Origin of the sequence: Rhizobium sp. CRRU65 (genome assembly GCF_048551595.1) — a bacterium.
GTDB classification, from domain to species: domain Bacteria; phylum Pseudomonadota; class Alphaproteobacteria; order Rhizobiales; family Rhizobiaceae; genus Rhizobium; species Rhizobium leguminosarum_J.
This window is the reverse complement of the sequence record NZ_JBLYZH010000023.1, coordinates 15579-38693: the sequence shown is the minus strand read 5'-3', so window position 1 is coordinate 38693 and position 23115 is coordinate 15579. Positions and strand designations below refer to the sequence as shown.

Genomic DNA, 23115 nt, shown 5'->3' with positions numbered 1-23115 from the left:
CTTTACTCCAGGGTTCCCGTCCCTGGAGCGGTCTGTTGATCGGTTATTCTTCGTCGTCCGCTTCGTTCTGGTTGGCGGCCTGGGCTTTCGCCAGCTTGTCGGCGCGCAACGCGTCGCGGATCAGGTCGTCGGTCAGAATGAGCTTCGCATCGCTAAGCGCCGTGAAGGGAATGGTGACCTTCTGCTCTTCCCCATAGGCGATCTGGTCACGCTCGAGCGTGAAACCATCTGTGCCTGCTTCGACGATCTTGCCGCGGAAGCGCTTGCGATTGTCGATCAAGATCGACGTCTCGCATTTCACAAGGTGGCCCTGCCAGCGGACGAAATCGGATTTCCGCACCATCGGACGGTCGATGCCGGGCGAAGACACTTCCAGATGATACTCTTTATCGACCGGATCTTCCACATCGAGGACGGGAGAAATCGCCATCGAGACTTCTTCGCAATCCTGGACCGTCATCGTGCCGTCGTTGCGTTCGGCCATGACCTGCATCGTCGCGCCGTTCTGGTTCATCATGCGGACGCGGATGAGCCGGAAGCCCAGGTCGACGAGAACGGGTTCGATGATATCGGCAAGACGCTGGTCGAGCCCGGTTTCGGTAATCAGCCGCGGCTCACGTTCGTTGTCTGCGTTTGTCAGATCCGACAAGCGGTGCGCTCCTCGCAATTTCATGCTTTTTTGGCGATCACGCTAATAAAAAAGAGCGGGTCCTTGCGGCCCACTCTTCATCAAGCGATCAAGAATTTGAGAGGCATATAGTCGGGTTTTTCCGAAATTGCAAGGTCTGCGACCGATTCGGCCAATTCGCTTCCGGCAACGTGATGAGGCCTATGGCCAGCGCCGGTCTTGCGCATATATTGCCGTTGGCGCGCAATAACAAAAGCGGGAGAAATCGTGGCCTACACTTCGTCGACATTGGCGCCTTTGCGGCACGATACCTACCGCACCATCTGGTTCGCGAGCCTTTCTTCGAATTTTGGCGGCCTGATCCAGGCGGTCGGCGCCGCCTGGATGATGACGACGATCACCGCCTCGGAGGACATGGTCGCGCTGGTGCAGACCTCGACGGCGCTGCCGATCATGCTGTTTTCGCTGATATCGGGTGCGCTGGCCGACAATTATGACCGCCGCCGGGTGATGCTGACGGCGCAGTGCATGATGCTCACGGTTTCGGCGCTGCTGACGGCCTCAGCCCTTCTCGGCTGGATCACGCCCTGGCTGCTGCTCTTCTTCACCTTCCTGATCGGCTGCGGCACCGCGCTCAACAATCCCTCCTGGCAGGCCTCGGTCGGCGACATGGTGCCGCGCGCCGATCTGCCGGCCGCGGTCACGCTGAACAGCATGGGATTCAACATCACCCGCAGCGTCGGCCCGGCGATCGGCGGCGTCATCGTCGCGGCTGCCGGCGCGGCCGCGGCCTTCGCGGTGAACACGCTGAGTTACCTCGCCTTGATCTATGCCCTGCTGCGCTGGCGTCCAGTCGCGCCCGTCTCGACCCTGCCGCGCGAGGCGCTCGGCAGCGCCATCTTCGCCGGCCTGCGTTATGTCTCGATGTCGCCTAATCTCGAAAAGGTCCTTGTCAGGGGACTGCTCTTCGGCATCGGCGCCAGCTCGATCCTGGCGCTGCTGCCGGTCGTCGCCCTCGATCTCGTTGCCGGCGGGCCGCTGACCTATGGTTTCATGCTCGGCGCCTTCGGCATCGGCGCGATTGGCGGTGCGGTGCTGAATGCCAGGCTTCGCCAGGTGCTTTCCAGCGAGATGATTATCCGCCTCTCCTTTGCCGGCTTCGCATTGAGCGCGGTCATCGCAGCCGTGAGTCCGAGCGCCGTCCTGACCTCTGCCGGGCTGCTCGTTTCCGGCGCCTGCTGGGTCTCCGCACTTTCGCTCTTCAACACCATCGTCCAGCTTTCGACGCCGCGCTGGGTGGTCGGCCGGGCGCTGTCGCTCTACCAGACCGTCACCTTCGGCGGCATTGCCGGCGGCAGCTGGCTGTGGGGCGTCGCCGCCGATCGTTACGGCGTTGCCGATGCGCTGCTGATGTCATCCGTCGTCATGCTGCTCGGCATCGCCATCGGCCTGCGTTTTTCGATGCCGGCCTTCGCCTCGCTCAATCTCGATCCACTGAATCGCTTCACCGAGCCGGCCCTCAGTCTCGACATTACACCGCGCAGCGGCCCGATCGTCATCCAGGTCGATTACGAGATCGCCGATGAGGACCTTGCCGAGTTCATGGAATTGATGGGGGAACGCCGACGCATCCGCATCCGCGACGGCGCCCGCAACTGGGCGCTGATGCGTGATCTCGAAAATCCCAGCCTTTGGACGGAAACCTACCACACGCCGACCTGGGTCGAATATATTAGACACAACCAGCGGCGCACGCAGGCCGATGCCGAAAATACCGACAGGCTGCGTGCGCTTCACCGCGGCGAAGGTCCGCTGCATGTCCACCGCATGATCGAACGCCAGGCCATTCCGCCCGGCGACGACGTCTTCCACAAGGCGCCGATCGATCTGCATCATTGAGACTAGCTAGCAGAGATCAAAAATGTATAGATTCAGGCTCGCCCGCCAATCCGATCTGGCCGCCATCATCCGGCTTCTGGCCGATGACGATCTTGGCGGCAGCAGGGAGATCGTTTCGGATCCTGTCGACGCGCGTTATCTCTCGGCCTTTGCCGCAATCGAGGCGGACGCCAATCAGCTTCTGGCCGTCGCAAGCGATGCGACCGATCGGGTCGTCGGCTGCCTGCAGCTGAGTTTTGTTCCCGGTCTTTCGAGGACGGGTATGTGGCGCGGCCAGGTTGAAAGCGTGCGTGTGGCAAGCGATCTTCGCGGTTCTGGCCTCGGCGCGCAATTCATCGAATGGGCGATCGCCCAATGCGCCGAGCGCGGCTGCGGATTGGTGCAGCTGACATCGGACAAGACGCGAGGGGATGCCATCCACTTCTACGAGAGGCTCGGTTTCGTCGCCAGCCATGAAGGTTTGAAACGCAATCTCTGAAGCCGGTTACTTCAGCTTGCCCTTCATCGTCGCCTCCGGAAAGCATGTCGGCTTCATATCGTTCTTTGCCTGCCACTGGCCGATTGAACGCCGGGTCTTGTAGCCCGGCAGACCGTCGGAACCGCCGACATCATAGCCCTGCCGTTCCAGCGCCTTCTGCATGGCGGCGACATCCGAGCGCAGCATCTTGCCGACATCACCCCATCTGCCCTGGAAGGCGCCGTCATTATAGGCGATCCGGTCGGCGAGGTTGCCGATATAGAGCGCGTAGAGATCGGAATTATTGTATTCCTTGATGATGTAGAAATTCGGCGTGACGATGAATTCCGGTCCGTCGCGGCCGGCCGGAACCAGCATCATGCCCTCAGCCTTCATCTCGCCGGAGGGAAAGCCCTTGCCGGAGATGCGGTCGATTCCGAGCGAGGCCCAGTGCGACAGCGGCTTTGCCAGATCGGGTCCTTCCTGCGCGCAGGAAACCGCCTCCGGTATCGACACCTCGAAGCCCCAGTCGCGGCCGCGCTGCCAACCTTTCTTGACCAGGTAATTGGCGATCGAGGCGAGCGTATCGGGCACCGAGGTCCAGATATTGCGGTGGCCGTCGCCATCGAAATCCACGGCATATTTCAGATAGCTGGTCGGCATGAATTGCGGCTGGCCGAGTGCGCCCGCCCACGAACCCTTGAAATTAGCAGGTGTGACGTCACCGCCGTCGAGAATATGGAGTGCGGCCACCAGCTCGGTGCGGAACATCTCCTTGCGCGTCGACATGAAGGCCTTGGTCGCCAGCACCTCGATCGCCGAATTCGGGATCTTCGCCGCACCGAAGCCGGTCTCACGGCCCCAGATGGCCAGCACGATCGAGCCCGGCACGCCATAGGTCTTTTCGATCCGCTTCAGCGTCGAGCCGTATTGGGCGGCAAAGCCGCGACCCGTTGCGGCAAGTTTCTTCAGCTGGTCTTCGTTGAAATAGGGAGCGGGCGAGGAAAATTCGGCCTGCGTCTGCTTCTGCTCCTTCGGCGGCGGGAAACCGGGCGGGGCGAGATCGGGCAGGTTCCAGTTCAACGTGATGCCGGAGAAAGCGGCTTGAAAGACCTTCTCCGAAATGCCGTTCGCCTTCGCCTCCGGCCAGAGGTCACTCTGCACCCATTTCTCGAACTGCGCCTCGACATCGGCTTTCGAAGGGGCCGCGTAACAGGAGAGGGGCAGGAGAGCTGCCGTCAATGTGAGTGCGAATATCCGCAGCCGCCGTGGAACACCCCCCTCTGCCCTACCGGGTATCTCCCCCACAGGTGGGGAGATCGGCTGGGCGCGGAGGTTTCCGCCGACAATCGACGTTTCTGCGCGGCAAGCTGACAATGAAGCGGGAAACCAAAGCCACTTGTGATCTCCCCCCTTGTGGGGGAGATGCCCGGCAGGGCAGAGGGGGGTGTGGTGCAACATACGCAAGCCTCCCTAAATCACCGTCCGCGCCCGAAGTGCCGCCGCAAGGGTGCCCTCGTCGAGATAGTCGAGTTCGCCGCCGACAGGCACGCCATGCGCCAGCCGGGTGATCTTCACATCGAGCCCCTGCAACTGGTCGGTGATGTAGTGCGCTGTCGTCTGTCCCTCGACGGTGGCATTGACCGCGATGATCAGTTCCCGGATGCCGCCTTCGCCGACCCTGTCGATCAGCCCGCGAATATTGAGATCGTCAGGACCGACCCCGTCGAGTGGTGACAGCGTGCCGCCGAGCACGTGATAGGCGGCGTTCATCGCGCCTGCCCGTTCCAGCGCCCAGAGATCCGAGACGTCCTCGACGACGATGATGACGGATTGATCGCGTTGGACGTCGGTGCAGACAATGCAGGGATCGACCGTATCGACATTGCCGCAGCGCGAGCAGATCTTCACCTTGTCATAGGCCTCGCCCATTGCATTCGACAGCGGGCCGAGCAGTTGGTCCTTCTTCTTGATCAGATGCAGTGCCGCCCGGCGCGCCGAGCGCGGCCCGAGGCCCGGCACCTTCGCCAGAAGCTGGATGAGTTTTTCGATTTCGGGGCCGGTGACTCGTTTTGCCATGCGCCGTTCTTAACTGATATGGGACGAAAACGGAATCGCGGAAGGATTGCCCGTCCCATGAAAATCCTGGCCTTGTGCACCGGCAATCCGGAAAGACTGCCGGGCAAGAGCTACAAGACCGGCATCTTCAAACATGCCGTCAACGGCGCGGTGATGATCGACGCCGAAGGTCTTGTCGGCGATGCGATCTGTAACCGCAAACACCATGGCGGCGTCGACCAGGCGGTCTATGTCGAGGGATCGCTAACGCTCGACTGGTGGGCGCAGGAACTGGGCCGACCCTACGAGGCGGGTACTTTCGGCGAGAACATGGTGATATCAGATCTCGACAATCGCGACGTCGCCGTCGGTGACCGCTTCGCCGCTGGCGATCTCATCCTCGAGGTCACTGCATGCCGTATGCCCTGCGCCACCTTCGCCGCCAGGATGGTCGATCCGAAATTCGTCAAGCGTTATACCGCCGCCGCCCGTCCCGGCATCTATTGCCGCGTCATCCGAGGCGGCGTGGTCGAGCCCGGGATGCCGATGGAATACACGTCTTTTTCGGGAGACAAGATTACGATGCCCGAGCTAATGGAGACCTTCGGCCGAAGGCTTCAGGGCGCAGATCGGGCGCGATATCTCGCGGCCCCAATTCACTACAAGCTTCGGGCCATGCTGGAATCCCAAGCCGACGAAGCACACTAGCTCACACACCTTGATATGTGGACCGCCTCAGAACGGCAGCTTGAAGCCGGGCGGGATCGGCAGGCCTGCGGTCAGTGCCTTGGTCTTTTCGGCGGCGAGTGCCTCGGCCTTGTCCTTGGCGTCCTTGTGGGCGGCGACGATCAGGTCCTCGAGGATCTCGACATCGTCTTCCTTGAACAGCGACGGATCGATCTTCAGGCTCTTCAGCTCGCCCTTGCCCGATATGACGACGGCAACGAGACCGCCGCCCGCCTTGCCTTCGGCCGTGAGCTCGGCGATCTCCGCCTGCATCTGCTCCATCTTGGCCTGCATTTCCTTGACTTTGCCCATCATGCCCATGATGTCGCGCATCGTCTCGCTCCTTCTTAAACCTAGAATTCTATATCGTCGCCCGGCAGGATGTCACCTTCCTCGGATTCGGCGGCGGCCGGCGGCGTCGCCTCGCCTTCCTCCTCCGGTTCGGGCGCCCGCACGCGCACGTCGATGATCTTGGCACCCGGAAAATGCGCAAGGATCGCCGCCACGTCAGGGTCCTGGCGCGCGTCGATCACATGCTGTTCCCGCGTCCTGGCCTCCGCTTCGACAAGCGTCGGCTGGCCCTCGTCGCGGCTGAGGCTGACGATCCAGTGGATGCCGGTCCATTGCTTCAGCTTGACGGCAAGCTCGTTGAGCAGCGTCGTCGGCGCACCGGGAGCCAGGCTGACGTCGAGCCGGCCGGCTTCGATCCGGACCGGGCGCAGGAAGGTGCGCACCATCGCCTTCAGCTTCGGATCGCGTTTCTCGGTGGCGAGGTTGACGATATCATTGACCGAATTGACCGGGACGAGCGGCTTCAGGGCTTCCGCGGGCTTTGGCTCGATCCGCCCGACAGACATGGTCTCGGGCTGGCTGCTCGGCACGGCACGCAGCATCGCCACCGGCGCGGAAGGCTGCGGCGGGCTCGGTGCGGTTTCCGCGGCGCGCGCCGCGACACTGTTCTGATAGGAAACCCGTGTCCCGTTGCCGCCGCCATTGCCGGACGGCGGAGCCGCGGGCCGCGGGCCGGCATTGTCGCCGGAAAATTCGGCAAGTCGCCGCGCCGCATCCTCAGGCGCCGGCAGATGGGCGGCATGTGCAAGCCGGATCAGCACCATCTCGGCGGCCCCTGCCGTCCGTGACGAGCCTTCCGTTTCCGGAATGCCCTTGAGCAGCATCTGCCAGATCCGCGACAGCGTCGTCACCGCAACGCCCTTGGCAAATTCCGCCGCTTTGGTGCGCTCGACCTCGCTGAGCGAAGGGTCGTTGGCCGCATCCGGCACATATTTCAGCCGCGTCACCAGATGGGTGAAATCGGCAAGATCGGTCAGCACTACCACCGGATTGGCGCCAGCTTCGTATTGGTTCTGGAACTCGCCGAGTGCGGCGGCCACATCGCCCTTGACGATATGCTGGAAGAGATCGACGATCCGGGCGCGATCGGCAAGGCCGAGCATGCTGCGCACGGCTTCCGCCTGCACGACGCCCGCGCCATGGGCGATCGCCTGGTCGAGCAGCGACAGGCCGTCGCGCGCCGAGCCTTCGGCAGCACGCGCGATCATCGCCAGCGCGTCGGCTTCCGCCTCGATGCCTTCCTTGGCCGCGATCGTCGTGAACAGCCCAACGAGATCCGAGGCGCTTATGCGGCGCAGGTCGAAACGCTGGCAGCGCGACAGCACGGTGATCGGTACCTTGCGGATCTCGGTGGTGGCGAAGATGAACTTCACATGCTCCGGCGGCTCTTCCAGCGTCTTTAACAGGCCGTTGAAGGCCTGCGTCGACAGCATATGCACTTCGTCGATGATATAGACCTTGTAGCGCGCCGAAACCGGCCGGTAGCGCACCTGCTCGATGATCTCGCGGATATCGTCGATACCGGTATGGGAAGCGGCATCCATCTCGATCACGTCGACATGCCGGCCTTCCATGATTGCCTGGCAGTGCTCGCCCGGCGTGCGAAGGTCGATCGTCGGCATGTCGATTTCTGATGTCTTGTAGTTCAGCGCCCGCGCCAGGATGCGCGCCGTCGTCGTCTTGCCGACGCCGCGCACGCCGGTCAGCATGTAGGCTTGGGCGATGCGACCGGTCTCGAAGGCGTTGGTGAGGGTGCGGACCATCGGCTCCTGGCCGACCATCAGGTCCGTGAAATCCTTGGGGCGGTATTTGCGAGCCAGCACTCGGTATCCGGTGCCCGTCGAGGCGGCATCTTTTGATTGTCGCTCGGTGTCGCTCATCGCCCTGCTTGTCGCCCGGCTATCGGGCACTTCGTGGAGAGAAGGTGGGAGGCTGGCACGATGACCCGTGCCGGGCTCGTTAGGGCTGCTTCCTTCCGGACCTGACCCGGTTGGCGAGTGGCTCGTCCACCACCAACCTCCCGGATGCACATATCGGCAATATCGTCATCAAAAGCAAGCCAACATGCGAAAAAACTGCTAGTCGTTGGAAAACATGAGGAGAATGCCCTTTGAAAGGTTTCGCGCTCGATCCCCGGCTGGAAAACGACAGCGTCAGCATCATGGTCACCGGTCTCTGTGACCTGAGATTGTCGAGGGACGCCCGCTGGCCCTGGCTCATTCTCGTGCCGCGCCGGGCTGACATTACCGAAATCTTCGAGCTGACGCCGCTCGACCAGGTGCTGCTTGCCTTCGAGACGGAGCTGGTCACCAAGGCGCTGAAGGAGATCACCGGCGCGACAAAAATCAATGTCGGGGCTCTTGGCAATATCGTCCGCCAGCTTCATGTTCATGTCATTGCCCGCTTCGAAGGCGATGCCAATTGGCCGGGTCCCGTCTGGGGCTTCGGGCGCGCGGAACCCTACGAAGACGGAAAGAGAGACGAATTTATAGCGAAGCTGCGGGAAGCCTTTTCATCATGAGTCATTCGCTTTTCGATTCGGATGTGCCGCATCCGGAACCCAGCAATCTCACGGCCTTTGCCGCCAACGACCTCAACCGCGATTCCGAGCATCGCGACGAACAATCCGTCGAGAAGGCGCTGGCCAAGGAAGGCACCCATATCTTTGCCTTCGCGGGGGATAAGCTGGTGCTGAAGCATGACGGCCAGGTGCTTGACCCGCTCTTTGCCCGCTATGAGCTGCAGGGATTGCAGCCGGATTGGGATGCAACGGTGCTTCTCGGCTACCGCAAGACCGGCGAGCCGCGCCTTGCCGTTCCCGTCGGCATCGATGTCGACGACCTCACCAGCCAGTACAAGCCTGCCGACGGCCGCACGCTGTTTCGCGAAATGCTGATCGACGAGGTGTTGCTCGGCGAATTCGCCCAGGCCGCGAGCCTCATCCGCTGGAACGGTGACAACCGCTTCTGCGGCCGCTGCGGCTCGGCGATGGAGATCCACATCGGCGGCTATAAGCGCGTCTGTGCCGCCTGCGAGCACATGATCTTCCCCCGCACCGACCCCGTCGTCATCATGCTGACGGTTGACGAGCAGCGCGACCTCTGCCTGCTCGGCCGCAGCCCGCATTTTGCGCCCGGCATGTATTCCTGTCTTGCCGGCTTCCTCGAACCCGGCGAGACCATCGAGAACGCCGTGCGTCGGGAAACGCTGGAGGAATCCGGCATCCGCACCGGGCGCATCCGCTATCATGCCTCGCAGCCCTGGCCGATGCCGCATTCCCTGATGATCGGCTGTTATGCCGAGGCGAAATCGACCGAAATCAGCCGCGACGAGACCGAGCTGGAAGATTGCCGCTGGTTCACCCGCGAGGAAACGATCGAGATGCTGGAACGCCCGAGCGCGACAGGCAAGGCCTCGCCGCCGAAAGGGGCGATCGCCCACCGCCTGATGCGCGACTGGGTGGAGTGGAAGCGCTAGCGCCATGCCGGTCGCCCGCTCGGAACGGCTGCTGACGCTGCTCCAGACGCTCCGGCGTTACCGGCGACCGGTGACCGGAACGGTGCTGGCACAAGAGACCGGGGTGAGCCTGCGCACGCTCTATCGCGATATTGCCAGCCTGCAGGCCCAGGGCGCGATGATCGAAGGCGAAGCCGGCATCGGCTACGTGCTGAAGCCCGGCTTCATGCTGCCGCCGATGATGTTTTCCGAAGAAGAGCTGGAGGCATTGGTGCTCGGCTCGCGCTGGGTGGCCCGCGCCGCCGAGCCGCGCCTTGCCGGTGCCGGCGCCGATGCACTGGCCAAGATTGCCGCCGTGCTGCCGGCCGATATGCGCGAGATGATCGATTCGGCAGCGCTTTTTGTCGGTCCCAAACGCAGGGACGAGGACAAGGCTGACGTTTCGGCCATCCGCAGGGCGATCCGCCTGGAGCGTATCCTCGAACTGCATTATGGCGACGAGCAAGGCCGTATCTCACGCCGCCGCGTCTGGCCTTTCGGGCTCGGCTATTATGAGCATGTGCGCGTCCTCATGGCCTGGTGCGAACTGCGCCAGGATTTTCGCCATTTCCGCACCGACCGCATCATCGACATGGCGTTGCATGAGGGGCGCTATCCGCGCCGCCGCACGGTGCTCCTCAAGGAATGGCGCGAGACGCAGGACGTGCCGATCGAGAGCTGAACGCTGCTGCCATAAACTGTCAGCAGGACGGGTTATTATCAGTACCAATCCAACAGGAAAGGAGTACTGATCATGGTAACGCCTCCAGCCATTCATTTCGCGAACGACCGTTTTACTGCCGAGTCCTTTGCCGATGTCATTTCGGCCGAGACTTTTGCCGATGTCCGCCAGTCAGCGCGCTCCGGCCTGCTGGACTTGTTGATGAACGTTTTCCGATTTCGCAGGGGAGAGCGCACCAGCCTCGACCTTGACGCGACTCCGGACTACCTGAAGCGCGACCTTGGCTTCATGGATGGACGCGACCCGCATTGCGAGGACCGTTTCCCGCTCTAAATCATATCGCGCAAAAGTGCGCCGCGGTTTTGCGACAACGACATGCGTAAAAACAAAGACCTAAAGCGCCAGGAGCGAATCTGAAGATCGCGACGCTTTAGGCCACCCTAGCCTTATCAACATTCCACCCGACGAGAACGGGGCGTTGCGATCGCTGCGCCCTCTGCACTCTGCTGCCATCCATTGTCAGCAGGTGATCCCTCGCGGCGCCATTCTAAAACAACGGGAGAACCGAAATGACCAGCCCCAATCTCATTATTCTTTACGTCAAGGACCCAGGTGAAAGCGCCAGCTTCTACCGGAACCTGCTCAATCGCGAACCGGCCGTGGAGGCGCCGAATTTCGTCGCTTTTCCGCTCGAGGGCGGCTTCACGCTCGGTCTCTGGCGGCGCAGCAAGGTCGAACCGCAGCCCTCCGCCATCGGCAATCGCGGCGAAGTGGCCTTCATGGTCAAGGGAGAAAATGCTGTCGCCAGGCACTACGAAGACTGGCGCCAGCGCGGCCTGCCGATCGCCCAGGAACTGACCGAACTGGATTTCGGCCCGACCTTCGTCGTGCTCGATCCGGATGGGCATCGGCTGCGTGTCTGTGAGCCGGATAAATAATTTAAGGGACACGCGAGGCCTGTCGAGAGCATGATGCCGAAAAGTGTGAGCGGTTTTCGGACAACATCATGCTCTAACTATTAATTTAGACAGGATGATTTTAGGCCGACCCGGCCTGAAATCATCCTGTCTAAAGCAGGCCTCGCATCGCATGCCCCTTGTAGACGCCGAGGATGCGCACTTTCTCGGAAAAGAACCGCAGTTCCTCCAATGCCCGGCGCACGTTCGGATCGTTCGGATGGCCTTCGATATCGGCGTAAAACTGCGTCGCCACGAATTTTCCGCCGAGCTGGTAGCTTTCGAGCTTCGTCATGTTGATGTTGTTGGTGGCAAAACCTCCGAGCGCCTTGTAGAGCGCGGCCGGAATGTTGCGGACGTTGAAGACGAAGGTGGTGACGACCTTTTCTTCCGCCGAGTTCCGTTGCGCCCATTCCTCGTCGCGGGACAGAACGACGAAACGGGTCACATTGTTTTCCGTATCCTCGACATTTTCGGCGATGATCTCGAGCCCGTAGAGATCGGCGGCAAGGCGGGGCGCCAAGGCGGCCATCGAGCGGTCGCCGGTTTCCTGCACGAGCTTTGCCGCCCCTGCGGTATCGCCGGCGATCACCGGTTTCCAGCCATTGGCGCGAACAATCTTGCGGCACTGGCCGAGCGCGTGGATATGGCTGTGGACCGTGCGGATCTCGTCCTTGGTAACACCGGGCAGTACCATCAGCTGGAAGCGAATCGGCATGAAATATTCGCCGATGATGTGCAGCCGCGACTCCGGCAGCAGATGGTGGATATCGGCGACGCGCCCGGCGATCGTGTTCTCGATCGGGATCATCCCGATATCGGCATCGCCGTTGTCGACCGCCGTGAACGCATCCTCGAAGGTCTGGCAGGGCAGCGGCTCCATGGTCGGAAACATGTCGCGGCTGGCCATGTCGGAATTGGCGCCGAATTCGCCCTGGAAGGCGATCCTGTTGGTCTTGATGTTCATGATGGTTCCGTCAGTTCGACTTTGCGGAGAGGATGCGCCGCGCTTTTTCGAGGTCGGCGGGAGTATCGACACCGAGCGGAACCGTGTCAACGATCTCGGCGTCGATGCGCATGCCGGCTTCCAGCGCCCGCAGCTGCTCCAGCGATTCGCGCTTTTCGAGTGTCGAGGGACCGAGCGAGACGAACCGTTCCAGTGCCGCACGCCGATAGGCATAAAGGCCGATATGATGGTAGAGCGGCCCCTGGCCGTAAGGCGCGGTTGCGCGCGTGAAGTAGAGCGCGTGCAGCCGGTTGCCGGAAATCGGCGAGCCGACAATCTTGACGATGTGCGGCGCGGTCTTGTCCTCGTCGTTGTCGATTTCGGTTGTCAGCGTTCCGATATCGACCGCCTCGTTCTCGAGCGGGCGCAAAGCCGCGCGCACTGTTTCCGGATCGATCGTCGGCAGATCGCCCTGGACGTTGACGATGATTTTCGCCTTGCCCTCCGGATCGACTTTCGTCAGCGCCTCAAAGATCCGATCAGAACCCGACTGGTGATCCGTGCTGGTCATGACGACTTCGAAGCCGGCGGCGGCCACCGCATCGAACACTCGGGCGTCGTCGACGGCGACGACGACACGGCCGATGGCTGCCTCCCTGGCGCGCAGCGCCACCTGAACGATCATCGGCAGACCGCAAATATCGGCCAACGGCTTGCCCGGAAGCCGGGTGGAGGCCATGCGCGCCGGGATCAATACGAGCACGCCGTCTAAATTTGAATCACTCATTGTTCGGGCCTTCTATTCCGGGCTGAAAAGTGTCAAAAAGTCTCACGCACAAGACCATTTAGACAGTTGCAACGATCAACCAAAAGACATAGGTTCCGCGCGATTTCAAGATGGTCCGGTTTATGGTCTGCCGGCTGCAAGGGGAGCATTGCAGATGAATTCATACGTCAATACGGCCGTCGGGGCGCTGCTCGGAACGATTTTCGTTCTGATGTCGGTCTCCATCGCGTCCGAAGGGATCTTCCATTCCGAAGCACCGGAAAAGGAAGGTTTCGCGATCGTTGCCGAAGAGGCGCCCGCCGCTGGCGGCGAGGCTGCGCCTGCCGTTGCCGTTCCGATCGCGCAATTGCTCGCTTCTGCAGATGCCAAGGCCGGTGAAACGGTCTTCAAGAAGTGTCAGGCCTGTCATGACGGCACCAAAGGGGGACCGAACAAGGTCGGTCCCAACCTCTTTGGTGTCGTAGATCGCCCGATCGCCTCGCATGCAGGCTTCGCCTATTCCGCTCCCATGAAGGATTTCTCCAAGGGCAGCAGCGAGAAGTGGACCTTCGAATATCTCAACAAGTTCCTGCTGGCACCGAAGAAGGACGTCCCGGGCACCGCCATGGGCTTTGCCGGTTTGGCGAAGGATCAGGACCGCGCCAACGTCATTCTCTACCTGCACACGCTCGCCGATTCGCCGGTGCCGCTGCCGGATCCGAACGCCGCGACCCAGTGACGCGGCAGACAATCGGATGACATCGAAGCCCGGCCCGCAAGCCGGGCTTTTTGCTGTGCAGAGAACCAATTAAAACATGTCGCGCAAAACTGTGCAGCCGTTTTTAGACTACGACGCGCTTCAGGCGCCGAGGAAATAGGCCCAGAGCGAGACCGTGATGGCGCCGAGCGCCGTCGTCACGGTGATCGTCGAGGCGGCGAGGCTGTGACCGACGCCGAAGCGATTGGCGATCAGCCAGGCGTTGACGCCTGTCGGGACGGAGGAGGTCAGCACGATCGCTGCCGTCCATTCGGGGCTGAGACCGAGGAGACGGCTCGCCGCCCACACGCAGCCAGGCAGCAGCAGCAGCTTCAGGCTTGAGGTGACGCTGGCGATGCCGAGATTGCCGGAGACACCGTATCTCTCCAGCGCCATGCCGAGCGATATCAGCGCCGCCGGGCCGGCAATGCCGGCGATCTGCCCGACGACCGTTGCCAGCGTCGTCGGCATGGTGAGACCGGAAAGGTGCATGGCCATGCCGGCCGCAAGGCCGATCACCAGCGGGTTGCGCACGAGATTGACCGCGATCTGGCGGAGCACGAGCATCATGCTACGATCGCTTTTGCCGGCGATCTTGCGCTCGGCATGCTCCATCAACACCGTGCCGGCGACCATCATCACGGGCAGATGCACGGCAAGCAGGATCGACAGCGCCACCAGCCCTTCGTCGCCGACGGTCCGCTCGACGAGCGGCAGGCCGATGAAGATATTATTGGCGAAGGCCGAGGAGACGCCGGCCAGCACGCCGATACGTTCGTCGCGGCCGAAGAGCCGTGTGGCGGCGATATGGCCGGCTGTCCAAGTGATGGCGACGCCGGAAAAATAGACGACCCAGAGGCGAAAAGGCGAGGCGCCATGAAAATCCGCCTCGGCGATGGTGCGGAAAAGCAGAAGCGGCACGGCGATCTTGAAGACGAATTCGCTGAGCGCTTCGCCGACATTCGACGCCATCAACCCGCTGCGGACGATCACCCAGCCGATAAGAATCAGGATGAAGATGGGAAGGACGTCAAGAATGATGGCTGACATAGGGGAGGCTGCTCTGCGCGGGGGAGTATTCGACGTCTACAGCGCCGCGCGTCTTTTCAGACGCGCAAAGGACGCTGTAGCACTTTGAATTGCTGCATAATTTTATCCTTAAATCGATTCCGATTTAAGGAATTATGCAGTAGCAGCAAACTGCTTGGATTGAAAAGGCAACCGCCGTCCAATCAGGCGCATCGGCAAAACAAAAAAAGCGGGCATAGCCCGCTTTTCCGCTCCGGCCTTGCCGGATACCCGGATCACGAAGCTGCCAGTTCATCCGTGGTCAGCAACGCGCCGGTAAGATCGAAGGGATCATCCCTCGTGCGCCCGGCTGCAACTGAAAGCTGCTCATGCCGGTCTTCTTGCGAGCATTTCTAGATTTCGAAAGTGACAGGGACATGACGAATAGGCGGCACTTTTGCGAAGAAATAGAGAGGCCATCCACCATTTATCCTTCCAAACCGCGGAAATTTCGCTAAGACCAAACCCCGGCTATCACAAACTCCGGGACCCCCCATTTCATGACAAGATTCGATGTTCTGACAGTCGGCAACGCAATCGTGGATATCATTGCCCGTTGCGACGACCAGTTCCTCATTGACAACCAGATCACCAAGGCGGCGATGAACCTCATCGATGCCGAACGCGCCGAACTCTTGTATTCGCGCATGGGACCGGCGCTCGAAGCTTCCGGCGGCAGCGCCGGCAACACGGCGGCGGGCGTTGCCAGCCTCGGCGGCAAGGCTGCCTATTTCGGCAATGTCGCCCAAGACCAGCTCGGCGACATCTTCGCGCACGACATCCGCGCCCAGGGCGTCCACTACCAGACCCGGCCGAAGGGCACCTTCCCGCCGACGGCGCGTTCGATGATCTTCGTCACCGAGGACGGCGAGCGTTCGATGAACACCTATCTCGGCGCTTGCGTCGAGCTCGGTCCGGAGGATGTCGAGACCGACGTCGTGGCCGACGCCAAGGTTACCTATTTCGAAGGATATCTCTGGGATCCGCCACGCGCCAAGGAAGCGATCCTCGATTGTGCCCGCATCGCCCATGAAAACGGCCGCGAAGTGTCGATGACGCTGTCGGACAGCTTTTGCGTCGGCCGCTATCGCGACGAATTCCTCGATCTGATGCGCTCAGGCAAGGTCGATATCGTCTTCGCCAATCGCCAGGAGGCGCTGTCACTCTACGAGACCGACGATTTCGAAGAGGCGCTGAACAGGATCGCGGCCGATTGCAAGATCGCCGCCGTCACGATGAGCGAGGACGGTGCCGTCATCCTCAAGGGCAAAGAGCGTTATTACGTCGACGCCATCAGGATCAGGGAAGTGGTCGATACGACAGGCGCCGGCGATCTCTTCGCCTCCGGCTTCCTCTATGGCTATACGCAGGGCCGTTCGCTTGAGGATTGCGGCAAGCTCGGTTGCCTGGCTGCCGGCATCGTCATCCAGCAGATCGGCCCGCGTCCGATGAGCTCGCTTTCCGAGGCCGCCAAACAGGCAGGGCTTATTTGAAGGCTTCGCCGGGATAGGCGCCCCAGATCTCCGACTGCGCCACCCAGCCAGAGGCGCCGTCGGATTCGGCGCGGCACCAGTCGCCGTTGCATTCGCCGATCGTCAGCATCACGCCGGGTTCGAGCTTCGCGACGATCGAGGCGGAGGGCTGCGCCTCGCGGCGCAGATTGACATAGATGCCCTTGCCCTTGGTCTTCATCCACGGGGCGGCGATCGCCGCGCGCTGGCCTGACAGCAGCGACTGGTTGACCCAGCCTTCGGTGCCGTCGGCATCTCGGATACGGCGCCAATTGTCGTATTCCTGGATGATCTCCACCGGCAGGCCGGATTTCAGGTACATCCACGAAACGGCGTAATCCGTTCCCGGACCGATGCGCAGGTTGACGCGCTTAGATTTCAGCGTGACGAAACGCGGCAATGGCAGTCCGCTTGGCCCCTTGGCCGCCTGCGCATGGGCGAACTCGACGCTTCCCATGGATGCAGCCAAAGCGATGGCAAGGGCGAGGCAGGACGTCAGGACTTTGCTGCGCATGGAAGTTTCCGTTTGCTCGAATTCGCGGGCAGGCCCGGCCTGTTCGCGGTCCGGGCTCTGACATTCCCCGGCTGCACCACGAGTTTTGTTTGTCTTCGCGTGCGGGTCTGGTAGAAAATGCCCGGATGGGAAAATTATCACCCCTCTTGGTTAAAGACCTCTGAACAAGGCACCACAGGCAGCCATGACAGCGAAGAAAAAACCGAAGGTCTACATCACCCGCAAGCTGCCGGATGCCGTCGAAACCCGGATGCGCGAACTCTTCGACGCCGAGCTGAACATCGACGACGCGCCGCGCTCCGTTGCCGAGCTGATCGCCGCGGTCAAGACCGCCGACGTGCTGGTGCCGACCGTCACCGATCGCATCGACGCGGCGCTGATCGAAGAGGCGGGACCGCAGATGAAGCTGATTGCGAGCTTCTCCAACGGCACCGATCACATCGACGTCGAGGCGGCGGCGCGCAAGGGCATCACCGTCACCAACACGCCGAACGTCCTGACAGAGGACACCGCCGATATGACCATGGCGCTGATTCTCGCTGTTCCGAGAAGGCTCGGCGAAGGTGCGCGCGTGCTGACCGACAAGCCGGGCGAGTGGGCAGGCTGGTCTCCCACCTGGATGCTCGGCCGGCGCATTCACGGCAAGCGCATCGGCATCGTCGGCATGGGCCGCATCGGCACGGCAGTGGCCCGCCGTGCCAAGGCTTTCGGCCTGTCGATCCACTATCACAACCGCAAGCGCGTCAATCCGGCCGTCGAGGACGAACTGGAGGCGACCTATTGGGAAAGCCTCGACCAGATGCTCGCCCGCGTCGACATCGTTTCGATCAATTGTCCGTCGACGCCGGCGACCTTCCACCTGATCTCGGCCCGCCGTCTGGCGCTGCTGCAGCCGACAGCCTATCTCGTCAACACTGCGCGCGGCGACGTGGTCGATGAAGCTGCACTGATCAAGTGCCTGAGGGAGGGCCGGATCGCCGGCGCCGGCCTCGACGTCTTCGAAAACGAGCCCGCCGTCAACCCGAGGCTCATCAAGCTCGCCAATGAGGGCAAGGTCGTGCTGCTGCCGCATATGAGTTCGGCGACGATCGAAGGCCGCATCGACATGGGCGACAAGGTCATCATCAATATCCGCACCTTCATCGACGGTCACAGGCCGCCGAATCGGGTACTGCCGGGTCGTTGAAGAATGCTGTAAGTCGGGCGACGCAGATTGGAGGCGCAAGAACCTTGCGCATTTCGACGAACGTCGTCCTGGCAAAACCGGGATGCGCCTTTTCGGCGGTTCTGGAAAATCCCCAGGCGGCAAAGACGGCGTGATTGTCGGTGAGTTCGATGCGCGTTTCCAGCCGCAAGGCGGGAAGGCCGAGCGCCGCAGCCGTCTCCTCGGCAATCGTCAGCAGCCGCTTGCCGAGGCCCTTGCCCTGTACCTCAGGCAGGACGGCGAGCTTGCCGACATAGAGACAATCGGCCTCCGGCCGCAGGAAGAGGCAGCCGATCAGTTTTTCGCCGTCGATGGCGACATGGCCGATCTCGGTCCTGGCCTTTTCGGCCAGTGATTCCGTCGTCAGCTTGAGCGCCGAAGATGGCGGGTCGATCCTGCCGTTCATCGAGGCGAAGGAGGCGAGGATGAGTGTCAGCAATTCGTCCCAGCGCGTGAAGGTCTGATTAAGAGAAATAATCGTCATCCGGCCTGTCTCTGTGTCGTACGGCGTCGTTTGTAGCGGATGGTGTCGAACCGGGCCGAGAGCGCGTCGTAGAGCAGCAACCGTCCGACCAGCGGTTCACCGGTGCCGGTGACGAGCTTGATTGCCTCCATTGCCATCATCGTGCCGATGACGCCGGTCAGCGCGCCGATGATCCCGGCCTCGGCGCAGGCGGGAATCAACCCGGCCGGCGGCGCTTCCGGAAACAGGTCACGATATCTGGGGTTGGGCGTTCCGTCCTCAGCCGTCTCATAGGGCTTGAGAACAGTCAGCGAACCGTCGAAGCGCCCGACGGCGCCGGTGACGAGCGGGATGCGCCCTTCATCCGCGGCATCCGCGGCGGCATAACGGGTGTCGAAATTGTCGGAGCCGTCGATCAGCAGATCGAAACCGGAGAGCTGACGGCGGCCCGCCTCCGGGGAGAAGCGTTCCTCGAAGCGGATCAACCGGACATGCGGATTGAGCCTGGCGATGGCGAAGGCGGCACTCTCCGTCTTCAATTCGCCGATCGTGCCGGAATCATGGATCACCTGGCGCTGCAGGTTCGACAGCGACACCCGGTCGTCGTCGACGATACCGAGCGTGCCGACGCCGGCTGCGGCCAGATATTGCAGGACCGGCGCACCGAGACCGCCGGCGCCGATCACCAGCACCCGGGCGGCTTTCAGTTTCTGCTGGCCGGCGCCGCCGATCTCGGGCAGCAGGATATGGCGGTGATAGCGCGCGATTTCTTCCGGGCTGAGCGGTTCCATGGCGCCGATGTTATCATGACGCCCGACGCCGGGAAAAGCTGCCTCCGTCATTCGAACACTCTTCCGTCGGAAACCGTGAAAAACTGCGCCCTGTCGCCGAGTGCCGCAAACATCGCGCGATCCGTTCCGGTCATGAAGGACTGGCCGCCGAGCCCGTCGATAAGGTCGAATAGCGCGGCGCGGCGGCCCTCATCGAGATGCGCCGCGATCTCGTCGAGCAGCAGAATCGGCGCATGGCCGGTGAGGTTGCCGACGAGCCGCGCATGCGCAAGCACCAGGCCGACTAGCAGCGCTTTCTGCTCGCCGGTGGAGCAACGCTCCGCCTCCATCGCCTTTTCGCGGTGATGCACGATGAGATCGGCCCGATGCGGCCCCTCGAGCGTGCGCCCTGCGCCGGCATCGCGGTAGCGGCTCTCCGCCAGCATCGCCGCGTAGTCATCTTCGAGGTCGACCGAGGGGCGCGAGAACTGACCGTCCATGAAGCCCGAGAGCTGCAGCGATGCCGAAGGGAAGGGCGACGTTTCGCGGGTTTCCTCGATCAGCCGGGTCAGCAGGCCGAGCATCTCCTGCCGGGCGAGCGCCATGGCGATGCCGAGGCTTGCCATCTGCTCCTCGATGCCAGCAAGCCAGGAGGGATCAAAGCGCCCTTCGTCCAGCAATTTGTTGCGGCTGCGCATGGCGCGCTCGAAATCGCTGGCGCGGCGGCCATGGGCGGGATCGAGCGACAGCACCAGCCGGTCGAGAAAGCGGCGTCGGTCGGAAGAGGCGCCGGTAAAGAGGCCGTCCATTGCCGGTGTCAGCCAGAGAAGGCGCAGATGGTCGGTGAGTTCGTCGGCAGTCTTTGCCGTCGTGCCATTGATGCGCAGCTTGCGGGCGGTGGTCTCCTCGCTCGTTTCGATGCCGGTGCCGATCTCGACGTCGCCTTCCATGCCGTCGAGTGCGGCGAAGATCGAAAAACCGCCGGCGGCGCCGACACGGGTAATGTCGCCATAGGCCGCGCGGCGCAGACCGCGGCCAGGCGAAAGCAGAGAAACTGCCTCCATGAGATTGGTCTTGCCGGCGCCGTTGTCTCCCGTCAGTACGGCATGCCGACCATCAAGGGTAAGGGCCGCCGCCGCATAGTTGCGGAAGTCTGTCAGCTTCAGACGGGAAAGAGAAACCTTGTGCGGCATCGAATGTCCGGAATCGTAAAGCGTGACAGCTAAGCCGAAGCGGCGCTGATGGCAAGGCTGGCAGCTCTTTGGCCGTGGATCGCGCACCATCGGCGCTGCGGGAAATTAAGTCTTTGATGGTATGTAGGGACGCAGCGGCTGGCGCCACACAGGACATATATTCCAGATGATCCCGTGACCAAAGCCCTTGTGTCCGACATCCCCCCGATGGAACGACAGCCATGGCACTTTCGAAATTCGGTTAAAAATACAACCACCGGAGATGGTTTGACATCGCCAAACCGATCCCGTCGACAGTCATTGGCAATGTCTTCCAGCGCCGGATATTCAAGGTTTGCCGCCATCCCTTAAGGCTATTGACGTTACGTAATGCCCAAAAAAAGTCGGTTGAATTTTGCAACTGCAGGGTTGAGTTATCTGGCGCAGACGATATGGTAAACGAACCGTTTATGTATAAGAGAGTGATGAAGTGCCAGATCCGGTTGATATTATCGTCGGTCGCAACGTCAGACAGTTTCGCGCCCTTCGCCGTGTTTCCCAGCTCGAGCTTGGCGAAGCACTCGGACTGACTTTCCAGCAGATCCAGAAATACGAAAAGGGGGCGAACCGCGTTTCCGCCAGCAAGCTGCATCAGATCGCGGTTTTTCTCGACGTCGAGATCTCTGCTCTCTTCGAGGGTGCCGGCATGTCGCCATTCGGCAGCCGCGTCGAACTCAGCCCCGACGCCTATGCGCTCGCGCTGAGCTACGACAAGCTGAACTCACCGGCAGGCAAGGAAGCGGTCAAGACGATCGTCACCCTCATGACGGGCGAAGCGGCCGAAACCGCCGCCTGATTCCACTGGGCAATCAGGATTCCCACGGAAAAGCACGACCTATTCAAGATCTGGATGATTTCCGGACACGTGCAGGTGTGCATGTGGTCTTGGAGGGATGACGTGCATCAGGACAAAGACCGGTAGCAGACCGCCTGATTGAGGTTCGATGCCGCGCGCTTCAGTGAATCTCGCATTCGTGCAGCGCCATCAGCAGATCGTCCTGCGTCTGGTGGCCGGCATGGTAGAGGTCGATCGCGATGCTGGCGATGGAAAGGCCTTGCTGGCTGCGAAGCTTGATGTTGCGCTCGGCGCACCATGTGTAGATGGCGCCGGCGAGAACGTCGACGTCTTCGGACTGAGATGAATAGGCTGGCGCCATGGTCGATACCCTTGGTTTGTTTGTTCCCGCTAGCGCTAAGGACGCTCTATCACTTTGATTTGGTGCATGACCCCGAAATCGATTCCGATTCTCGGGGTCATGCACTGACGGCAGAGACTGAATTCATTTGGAAAACTTGCAAGCGGCATCATCTGGCTGCGTTAACGCAAGTCGTCGTCCCGCCCGCCGCCGTATCGATCCGGGACAGATTCGCCGGCATGGACGGCGAATGTCGCAAATCAGGATTCTTAAAACAAAAAAGCCGGAAACGTTTCCGTCCCGGCTTTTCTTAATGGGCATGTCGGTCGCGGCTCAGCCTTCGAAGAATTCTTTCATGCGGGCAAAGAAGCCCGTCGATTCGGGATTATTCTCCTTGGAGGAAAGCTGCTCGAATTCCTGAAGCAGTTCGCGTTGGCGCTTGGTGAGCTTTTGCGGCGTCTCGATCTGGATCTGTATGTAGAGGTCGCCCGTCTGCACCGAACGCAGCACCGGCATGCCCTTGCTCTTGAGTCGAAACTGTTTGCCGACCTGCGTGCCCTCGGGCACCGTCACGCGCGACTTGGTGCCGTCGAGCGTCGCCACGTCGAAGGTGCCGCCGAGCGCCGCCGTCGTCATCGAGATCGGAACGGCGCAATAGAGATCGGCTCCGTCGCGCTGATACAATTCATGCGGTTTGACGGACAGGAAGATATAGAGATCGCCCGCCGGTCCGCCCCGGGCGCCGGCCTCGCCTTCGCCCTGCAGGCGGATGCGGGTGCCGTCCTCGATGCCGGCGGGAATATTGACCGAGAGCGAACGCTCTTCCGTCACCCGGCCCTGGCCGTGGCACTTTGGGCAGGGATCGGGAATGATCTGGCCGCGGCCGTGGCAGGTCGGGCAGGTCCGCTCGATCGAGAAGAAGCCCTGTGCCGCGCGCACGCGTCCCGTTCCCTGGCAGGTGCCGCAGTTCTTCGGCTGCGTGCCGGGCTTGGCGCCTGAACCGGAACAGACGTCGCAGGTGATCGATGTCGGAACGCGGATCTGCGCCGTCTTGCCGGAGAAAGATTCTTCCAGCGTTATTTCCATGTTGTAGCGAAGATCGGCGCCACGCTCGCGGCCGCCCGACGAGCGCTGGCGCGCGCGCCCACCACCCATCATCTCGCCGAAGATATCCTCGAAAATGTCGGAGAAACCGCCGCCGGCAAATCCGCCGCCACCGCCGCCCATTCCGCCATGCTCGAAGGCCGCATGGCCATAGCGATCATAGGCCGCCCGCTTCTGCGGGTCCTTGAGCATCTCGTAGGCTTCGTTGATTTCCTTGAACTTCCGCTCGGCGTCCTTGTCATCCGGGTTCTTGTCCGGATGGAATTTCATCGCCAATTTGCGAAAGGCGCTTTTCAGCTCTTTCTCGTCCGCCGTCTTGGCTACACCCAGAGTTTCGTAAAAGTCCGCTTTTGCCATTAAGGATTAAACCCCGGAAATGGATTTTCCGGCTG

General features: G+C 61.7%; 26 protein-coding genes and 1 other RNA gene. 12 read left to right on the top strand and 15 right to left on the bottom strand.

The annotated features are described in order from the left end of the window. Window positions 1–43 precede the first annotated feature (43 nt). Window positions 44–649, bottom strand: a complete 606-nt coding sequence (gene rimP, locus ACM5SV_RS32900) for a ribosome maturation factor RimP (protein WP_003544329.1) — start codon at window positions 647–649, stop codon at window positions 44–46. 198 nt (window positions 650–847) lie between these two features. Here rimP and ACM5SV_RS32895 point away from each other — a divergent pair, with 198 nt between their 5' ends. Then, entirely contained in the window at window positions 848–2527 is a 1680-nt protein-coding gene (locus tag ACM5SV_RS32895; RefSeq protein WP_017995660.1) for an MFS transporter, read from the top strand. A gap of 22 nt (window positions 2528–2549) precedes the next feature. Next, entirely contained in the window at window positions 2550–3005 is a 456-nt protein-coding gene (locus ACM5SV_RS32890; protein WP_017995661.1) for a GNAT family N-acetyltransferase, read from the top strand. Window positions 3006–3011: 6 nt separating this feature from the next. Here ACM5SV_RS32890 and ACM5SV_RS32885 read toward each other — a convergent pair whose 3' ends face one another. Together ACM5SV_RS32885 and recR are read right to left on the bottom strand one after the other, a co-directional pair. Continuing rightward, window positions 3012–4283, bottom strand: a complete 1272-nt coding sequence (locus ACM5SV_RS32885; protein WP_222005009.1) for a lytic murein transglycosylase — start codon at window positions 4281–4283, stop codon at window positions 3012–3014. Between the two features lie 174 nt (window positions 4284–4457). Further along, a complete protein-coding gene (gene recR / locus ACM5SV_RS32880) occupies window positions 4458–5063 on the bottom strand; it encodes a recombination mediator RecR (RefSeq protein ID WP_003544338.1) in 606 nt (201 codons plus the stop codon). Between the two features lie 57 nt (window positions 5064–5120). Here recR and ACM5SV_RS32875 point away from each other — a divergent pair, with 57 nt between their 5' ends. Beyond that, window positions 5121–5750 carry an MOSC domain-containing protein gene (locus ACM5SV_RS32875; protein WP_012759657.1) on the top strand — a complete coding sequence of 210 codons (630 nt, stop codon included), beginning with the start codon at window positions 5121–5123 and terminating at the stop codon, window positions 5748–5750. Window positions 5751–5777: 27 nt separating this feature from the next. Here ACM5SV_RS32875 and ACM5SV_RS32870 read toward each other — a convergent pair whose 3' ends face one another. The 3 genes from ACM5SV_RS32870 to ffs form a co-directional block, all read right to left on the bottom strand. Beyond that, the gene (locus ACM5SV_RS32870; RefSeq protein WP_003555794.1) at window positions 5778–6101 is read right to left on the bottom strand and encodes a YbaB/EbfC family nucleoid-associated protein; all 324 of its coding nucleotides are present in this window, start codon (window positions 6099–6101) and stop codon (window positions 5778–5780) included. Window positions 6102–6121: 20 nt separating this feature from the next. After that, window positions 6122–7999 carry a DNA polymerase III subunit gamma/tau gene (locus ACM5SV_RS32865; protein WP_222018021.1) on the bottom strand — a complete coding sequence of 626 codons (1878 nt, stop codon included), beginning with the start codon at window positions 7997–7999 and terminating at the stop codon, window positions 6122–6124. A 44-nt stretch (window positions 8000–8043) separates the two neighbouring features. Continuing rightward, window positions 8044–8140: signal recognition particle sRNA small type (gene ffs / locus ACM5SV_RS32860), an RNA gene on the bottom strand. An 89-nt stretch (window positions 8141–8229) separates the two neighbouring features. Between ffs and ACM5SV_RS32855 the strand changes: the two genes are divergently transcribed. The 5 genes from ACM5SV_RS32855 (at window position 8230) to ACM5SV_RS32835 (ending at window position 11234) form a co-directional block, all read left to right on the top strand. Then, entirely contained in the window at window positions 8230–8640 is a 411-nt protein-coding gene (locus ACM5SV_RS32855; RefSeq protein WP_113546609.1) for an HIT domain-containing protein, read from the top strand. Next, a complete protein-coding gene (gene nudC / locus ACM5SV_RS32850; RefSeq protein ID WP_113546608.1) occupies window positions 8637–9596 on the top strand; it encodes an NAD(+) diphosphatase in 960 nt (319 codons plus the stop codon). Before ACM5SV_RS32855 ends, nudC begins: the two co-directional genes overlap by 4 nt. A 4-nt stretch (window positions 9597–9600) precedes the next feature. Beyond that, on the top strand, window positions 9601–10296 hold the full coding sequence (locus tag ACM5SV_RS32845) for a helix-turn-helix transcriptional regulator (RefSeq protein ID WP_012759661.1): 696 nt from the start codon (window positions 9601–9603) through the stop codon (window positions 10294–10296). 72 nt (window positions 10297–10368) lie between these two features. Further along, window positions 10369–10629 carry a hypothetical protein gene (locus tag ACM5SV_RS32840; RefSeq protein WP_113546607.1) on the top strand — a complete coding sequence of 87 codons (261 nt, stop codon included), beginning with the start codon at window positions 10369–10371 and terminating at the stop codon, window positions 10627–10629. Between the two features lie 236 nt (window positions 10630–10865). After that, a complete protein-coding gene (locus tag ACM5SV_RS32835; protein ID WP_113546606.1) occupies window positions 10866–11234 on the top strand; it encodes a VOC family protein in 369 nt (122 codons plus the stop codon). A 130-nt stretch (window positions 11235–11364) separates the two neighbouring features. Here the strand turns inward: ACM5SV_RS32835 and ACM5SV_RS32830 are convergent, their stop codons facing one another. Continuing rightward, a complete protein-coding gene (locus tag ACM5SV_RS32830; RefSeq protein WP_003544355.1) occupies window positions 11365–12219 on the bottom strand; it encodes a prephenate dehydratase in 855 nt (284 codons plus the stop codon). A gap of 10 nt (window positions 12220–12229) precedes the next feature. Then, on the bottom strand, window positions 12230–12985 hold the full coding sequence (locus ACM5SV_RS32825; protein WP_113546605.1) for a 3-deoxy-manno-octulosonate cytidylyltransferase: 756 nt from the start codon (window positions 12983–12985) through the stop codon (window positions 12230–12232). A 154-nt stretch (window positions 12986–13139) separates the two neighbouring features. On the opposite strand from ACM5SV_RS32825, the gene ACM5SV_RS32820 reads away from it, so the two are divergent. Next, window positions 13140–13703, top strand: coding sequence for a c-type cytochrome (locus ACM5SV_RS32820; protein WP_012759664.1), 564 nt, complete (start codon window positions 13140–13142; stop codon window positions 13701–13703). A gap of 120 nt (window positions 13704–13823) precedes the next feature. On the opposite strand, the gene ACM5SV_RS32815 is transcribed toward ACM5SV_RS32820, so the two are convergent. Next, entirely contained in the window at window positions 13824–14771 is a 948-nt protein-coding gene (locus tag ACM5SV_RS32815) for an AEC family transporter (protein ID WP_012759665.1), read from the bottom strand. A gap of 518 nt (window positions 14772–15289) precedes the next feature. Here ACM5SV_RS32815 and ACM5SV_RS32810 point away from each other — a divergent pair. Then, window positions 15290–16282, top strand: a complete 993-nt coding sequence (locus ACM5SV_RS32810; protein ID WP_017995667.1) for an adenosine kinase — start codon at window positions 15290–15292, stop codon at window positions 16280–16282. Here the strand turns inward: ACM5SV_RS32810 and ACM5SV_RS32805 are convergent. Continuing rightward, complete coding sequence (locus ACM5SV_RS32805) at window positions 16275–16814, bottom strand: SH3 domain-containing protein (RefSeq protein WP_113546604.1); 540 nt, start codon at window positions 16812–16814, stop codon at window positions 16275–16277. The genes ACM5SV_RS32810 and ACM5SV_RS32805 overlap by 8 nt on opposite strands. Window positions 16815–16998: 184 nt before the next feature. On the opposite strand from ACM5SV_RS32805, the gene ACM5SV_RS32800 reads away from it, so the two are divergent. Beyond that, window positions 16999–18000, top strand: coding sequence for a 2-hydroxyacid dehydrogenase (locus ACM5SV_RS32800; protein WP_012759668.1), 1002 nt, complete (start codon window positions 16999–17001; stop codon window positions 17998–18000). On the opposite strand, the gene ACM5SV_RS32795 is transcribed toward ACM5SV_RS32800, so the two are convergent. Genes ACM5SV_RS32795 through recF form a run of 3 tightly spaced genes read right to left on the bottom strand, consistent with a single transcriptional unit; the run spans window position 17954 to window position 20444 of the window. Next, a complete protein-coding gene (locus ACM5SV_RS32795) occupies window positions 17954–18502 on the bottom strand; it encodes a GNAT family N-acetyltransferase (protein ID WP_245460405.1) in 549 nt (182 codons plus the stop codon). The two genes, ACM5SV_RS32800 and ACM5SV_RS32795, sit on opposite strands and share 47 nt — an antisense overlap. Then, window positions 18499–19323 carry a molybdopterin-synthase adenylyltransferase MoeB gene (locus ACM5SV_RS32790; RefSeq protein WP_012759670.1) on the bottom strand — a complete coding sequence of 275 codons (825 nt, stop codon included), beginning with the start codon at window positions 19321–19323 and terminating at the stop codon, window positions 18499–18501. Before ACM5SV_RS32790 ends, ACM5SV_RS32795 begins: the two co-directional genes overlap by 4 nt. Next, entirely contained in the window at window positions 19320–20444 is a 1125-nt protein-coding gene (gene recF, locus ACM5SV_RS32785; RefSeq protein WP_222015036.1) for a DNA replication/repair protein RecF, read from the bottom strand. Before recF ends, ACM5SV_RS32790 begins: the two co-directional genes overlap by 4 nt. Before the next feature lie 469 nt (window positions 20445–20913). Between recF and ACM5SV_RS32780 the strand changes: the two genes are divergently transcribed. Beyond that, window positions 20914–21279 (top strand): helix-turn-helix domain-containing protein, encoded by a 366-nt coding sequence (locus ACM5SV_RS32780; protein ID WP_003544369.1) that lies wholly within the window; start codon window positions 20914–20916, stop codon window positions 21277–21279. A gap of 160 nt (window positions 21280–21439) precedes the next feature. Here ACM5SV_RS32780 and ACM5SV_RS32775 read toward each other — a convergent pair whose 3' ends face one another. Both ACM5SV_RS32775 and dnaJ read right to left on the bottom strand, forming a co-directional pair. Continuing rightward, on the bottom strand, window positions 21440–21640 hold the full coding sequence (locus ACM5SV_RS32775; RefSeq protein WP_012759672.1) for a hypothetical protein: 201 nt from the start codon (window positions 21638–21640) through the stop codon (window positions 21440–21442). A 312-nt stretch (window positions 21641–21952) separates the two neighbouring features. Beyond that, window positions 21953–23080, bottom strand: a complete 1128-nt coding sequence (gene dnaJ / locus ACM5SV_RS32770; RefSeq protein WP_222015037.1) for a molecular chaperone DnaJ — start codon at window positions 23078–23080, stop codon at window positions 21953–21955. Between the last annotated feature and the right edge of the window lie 35 nt (window positions 23081–23115).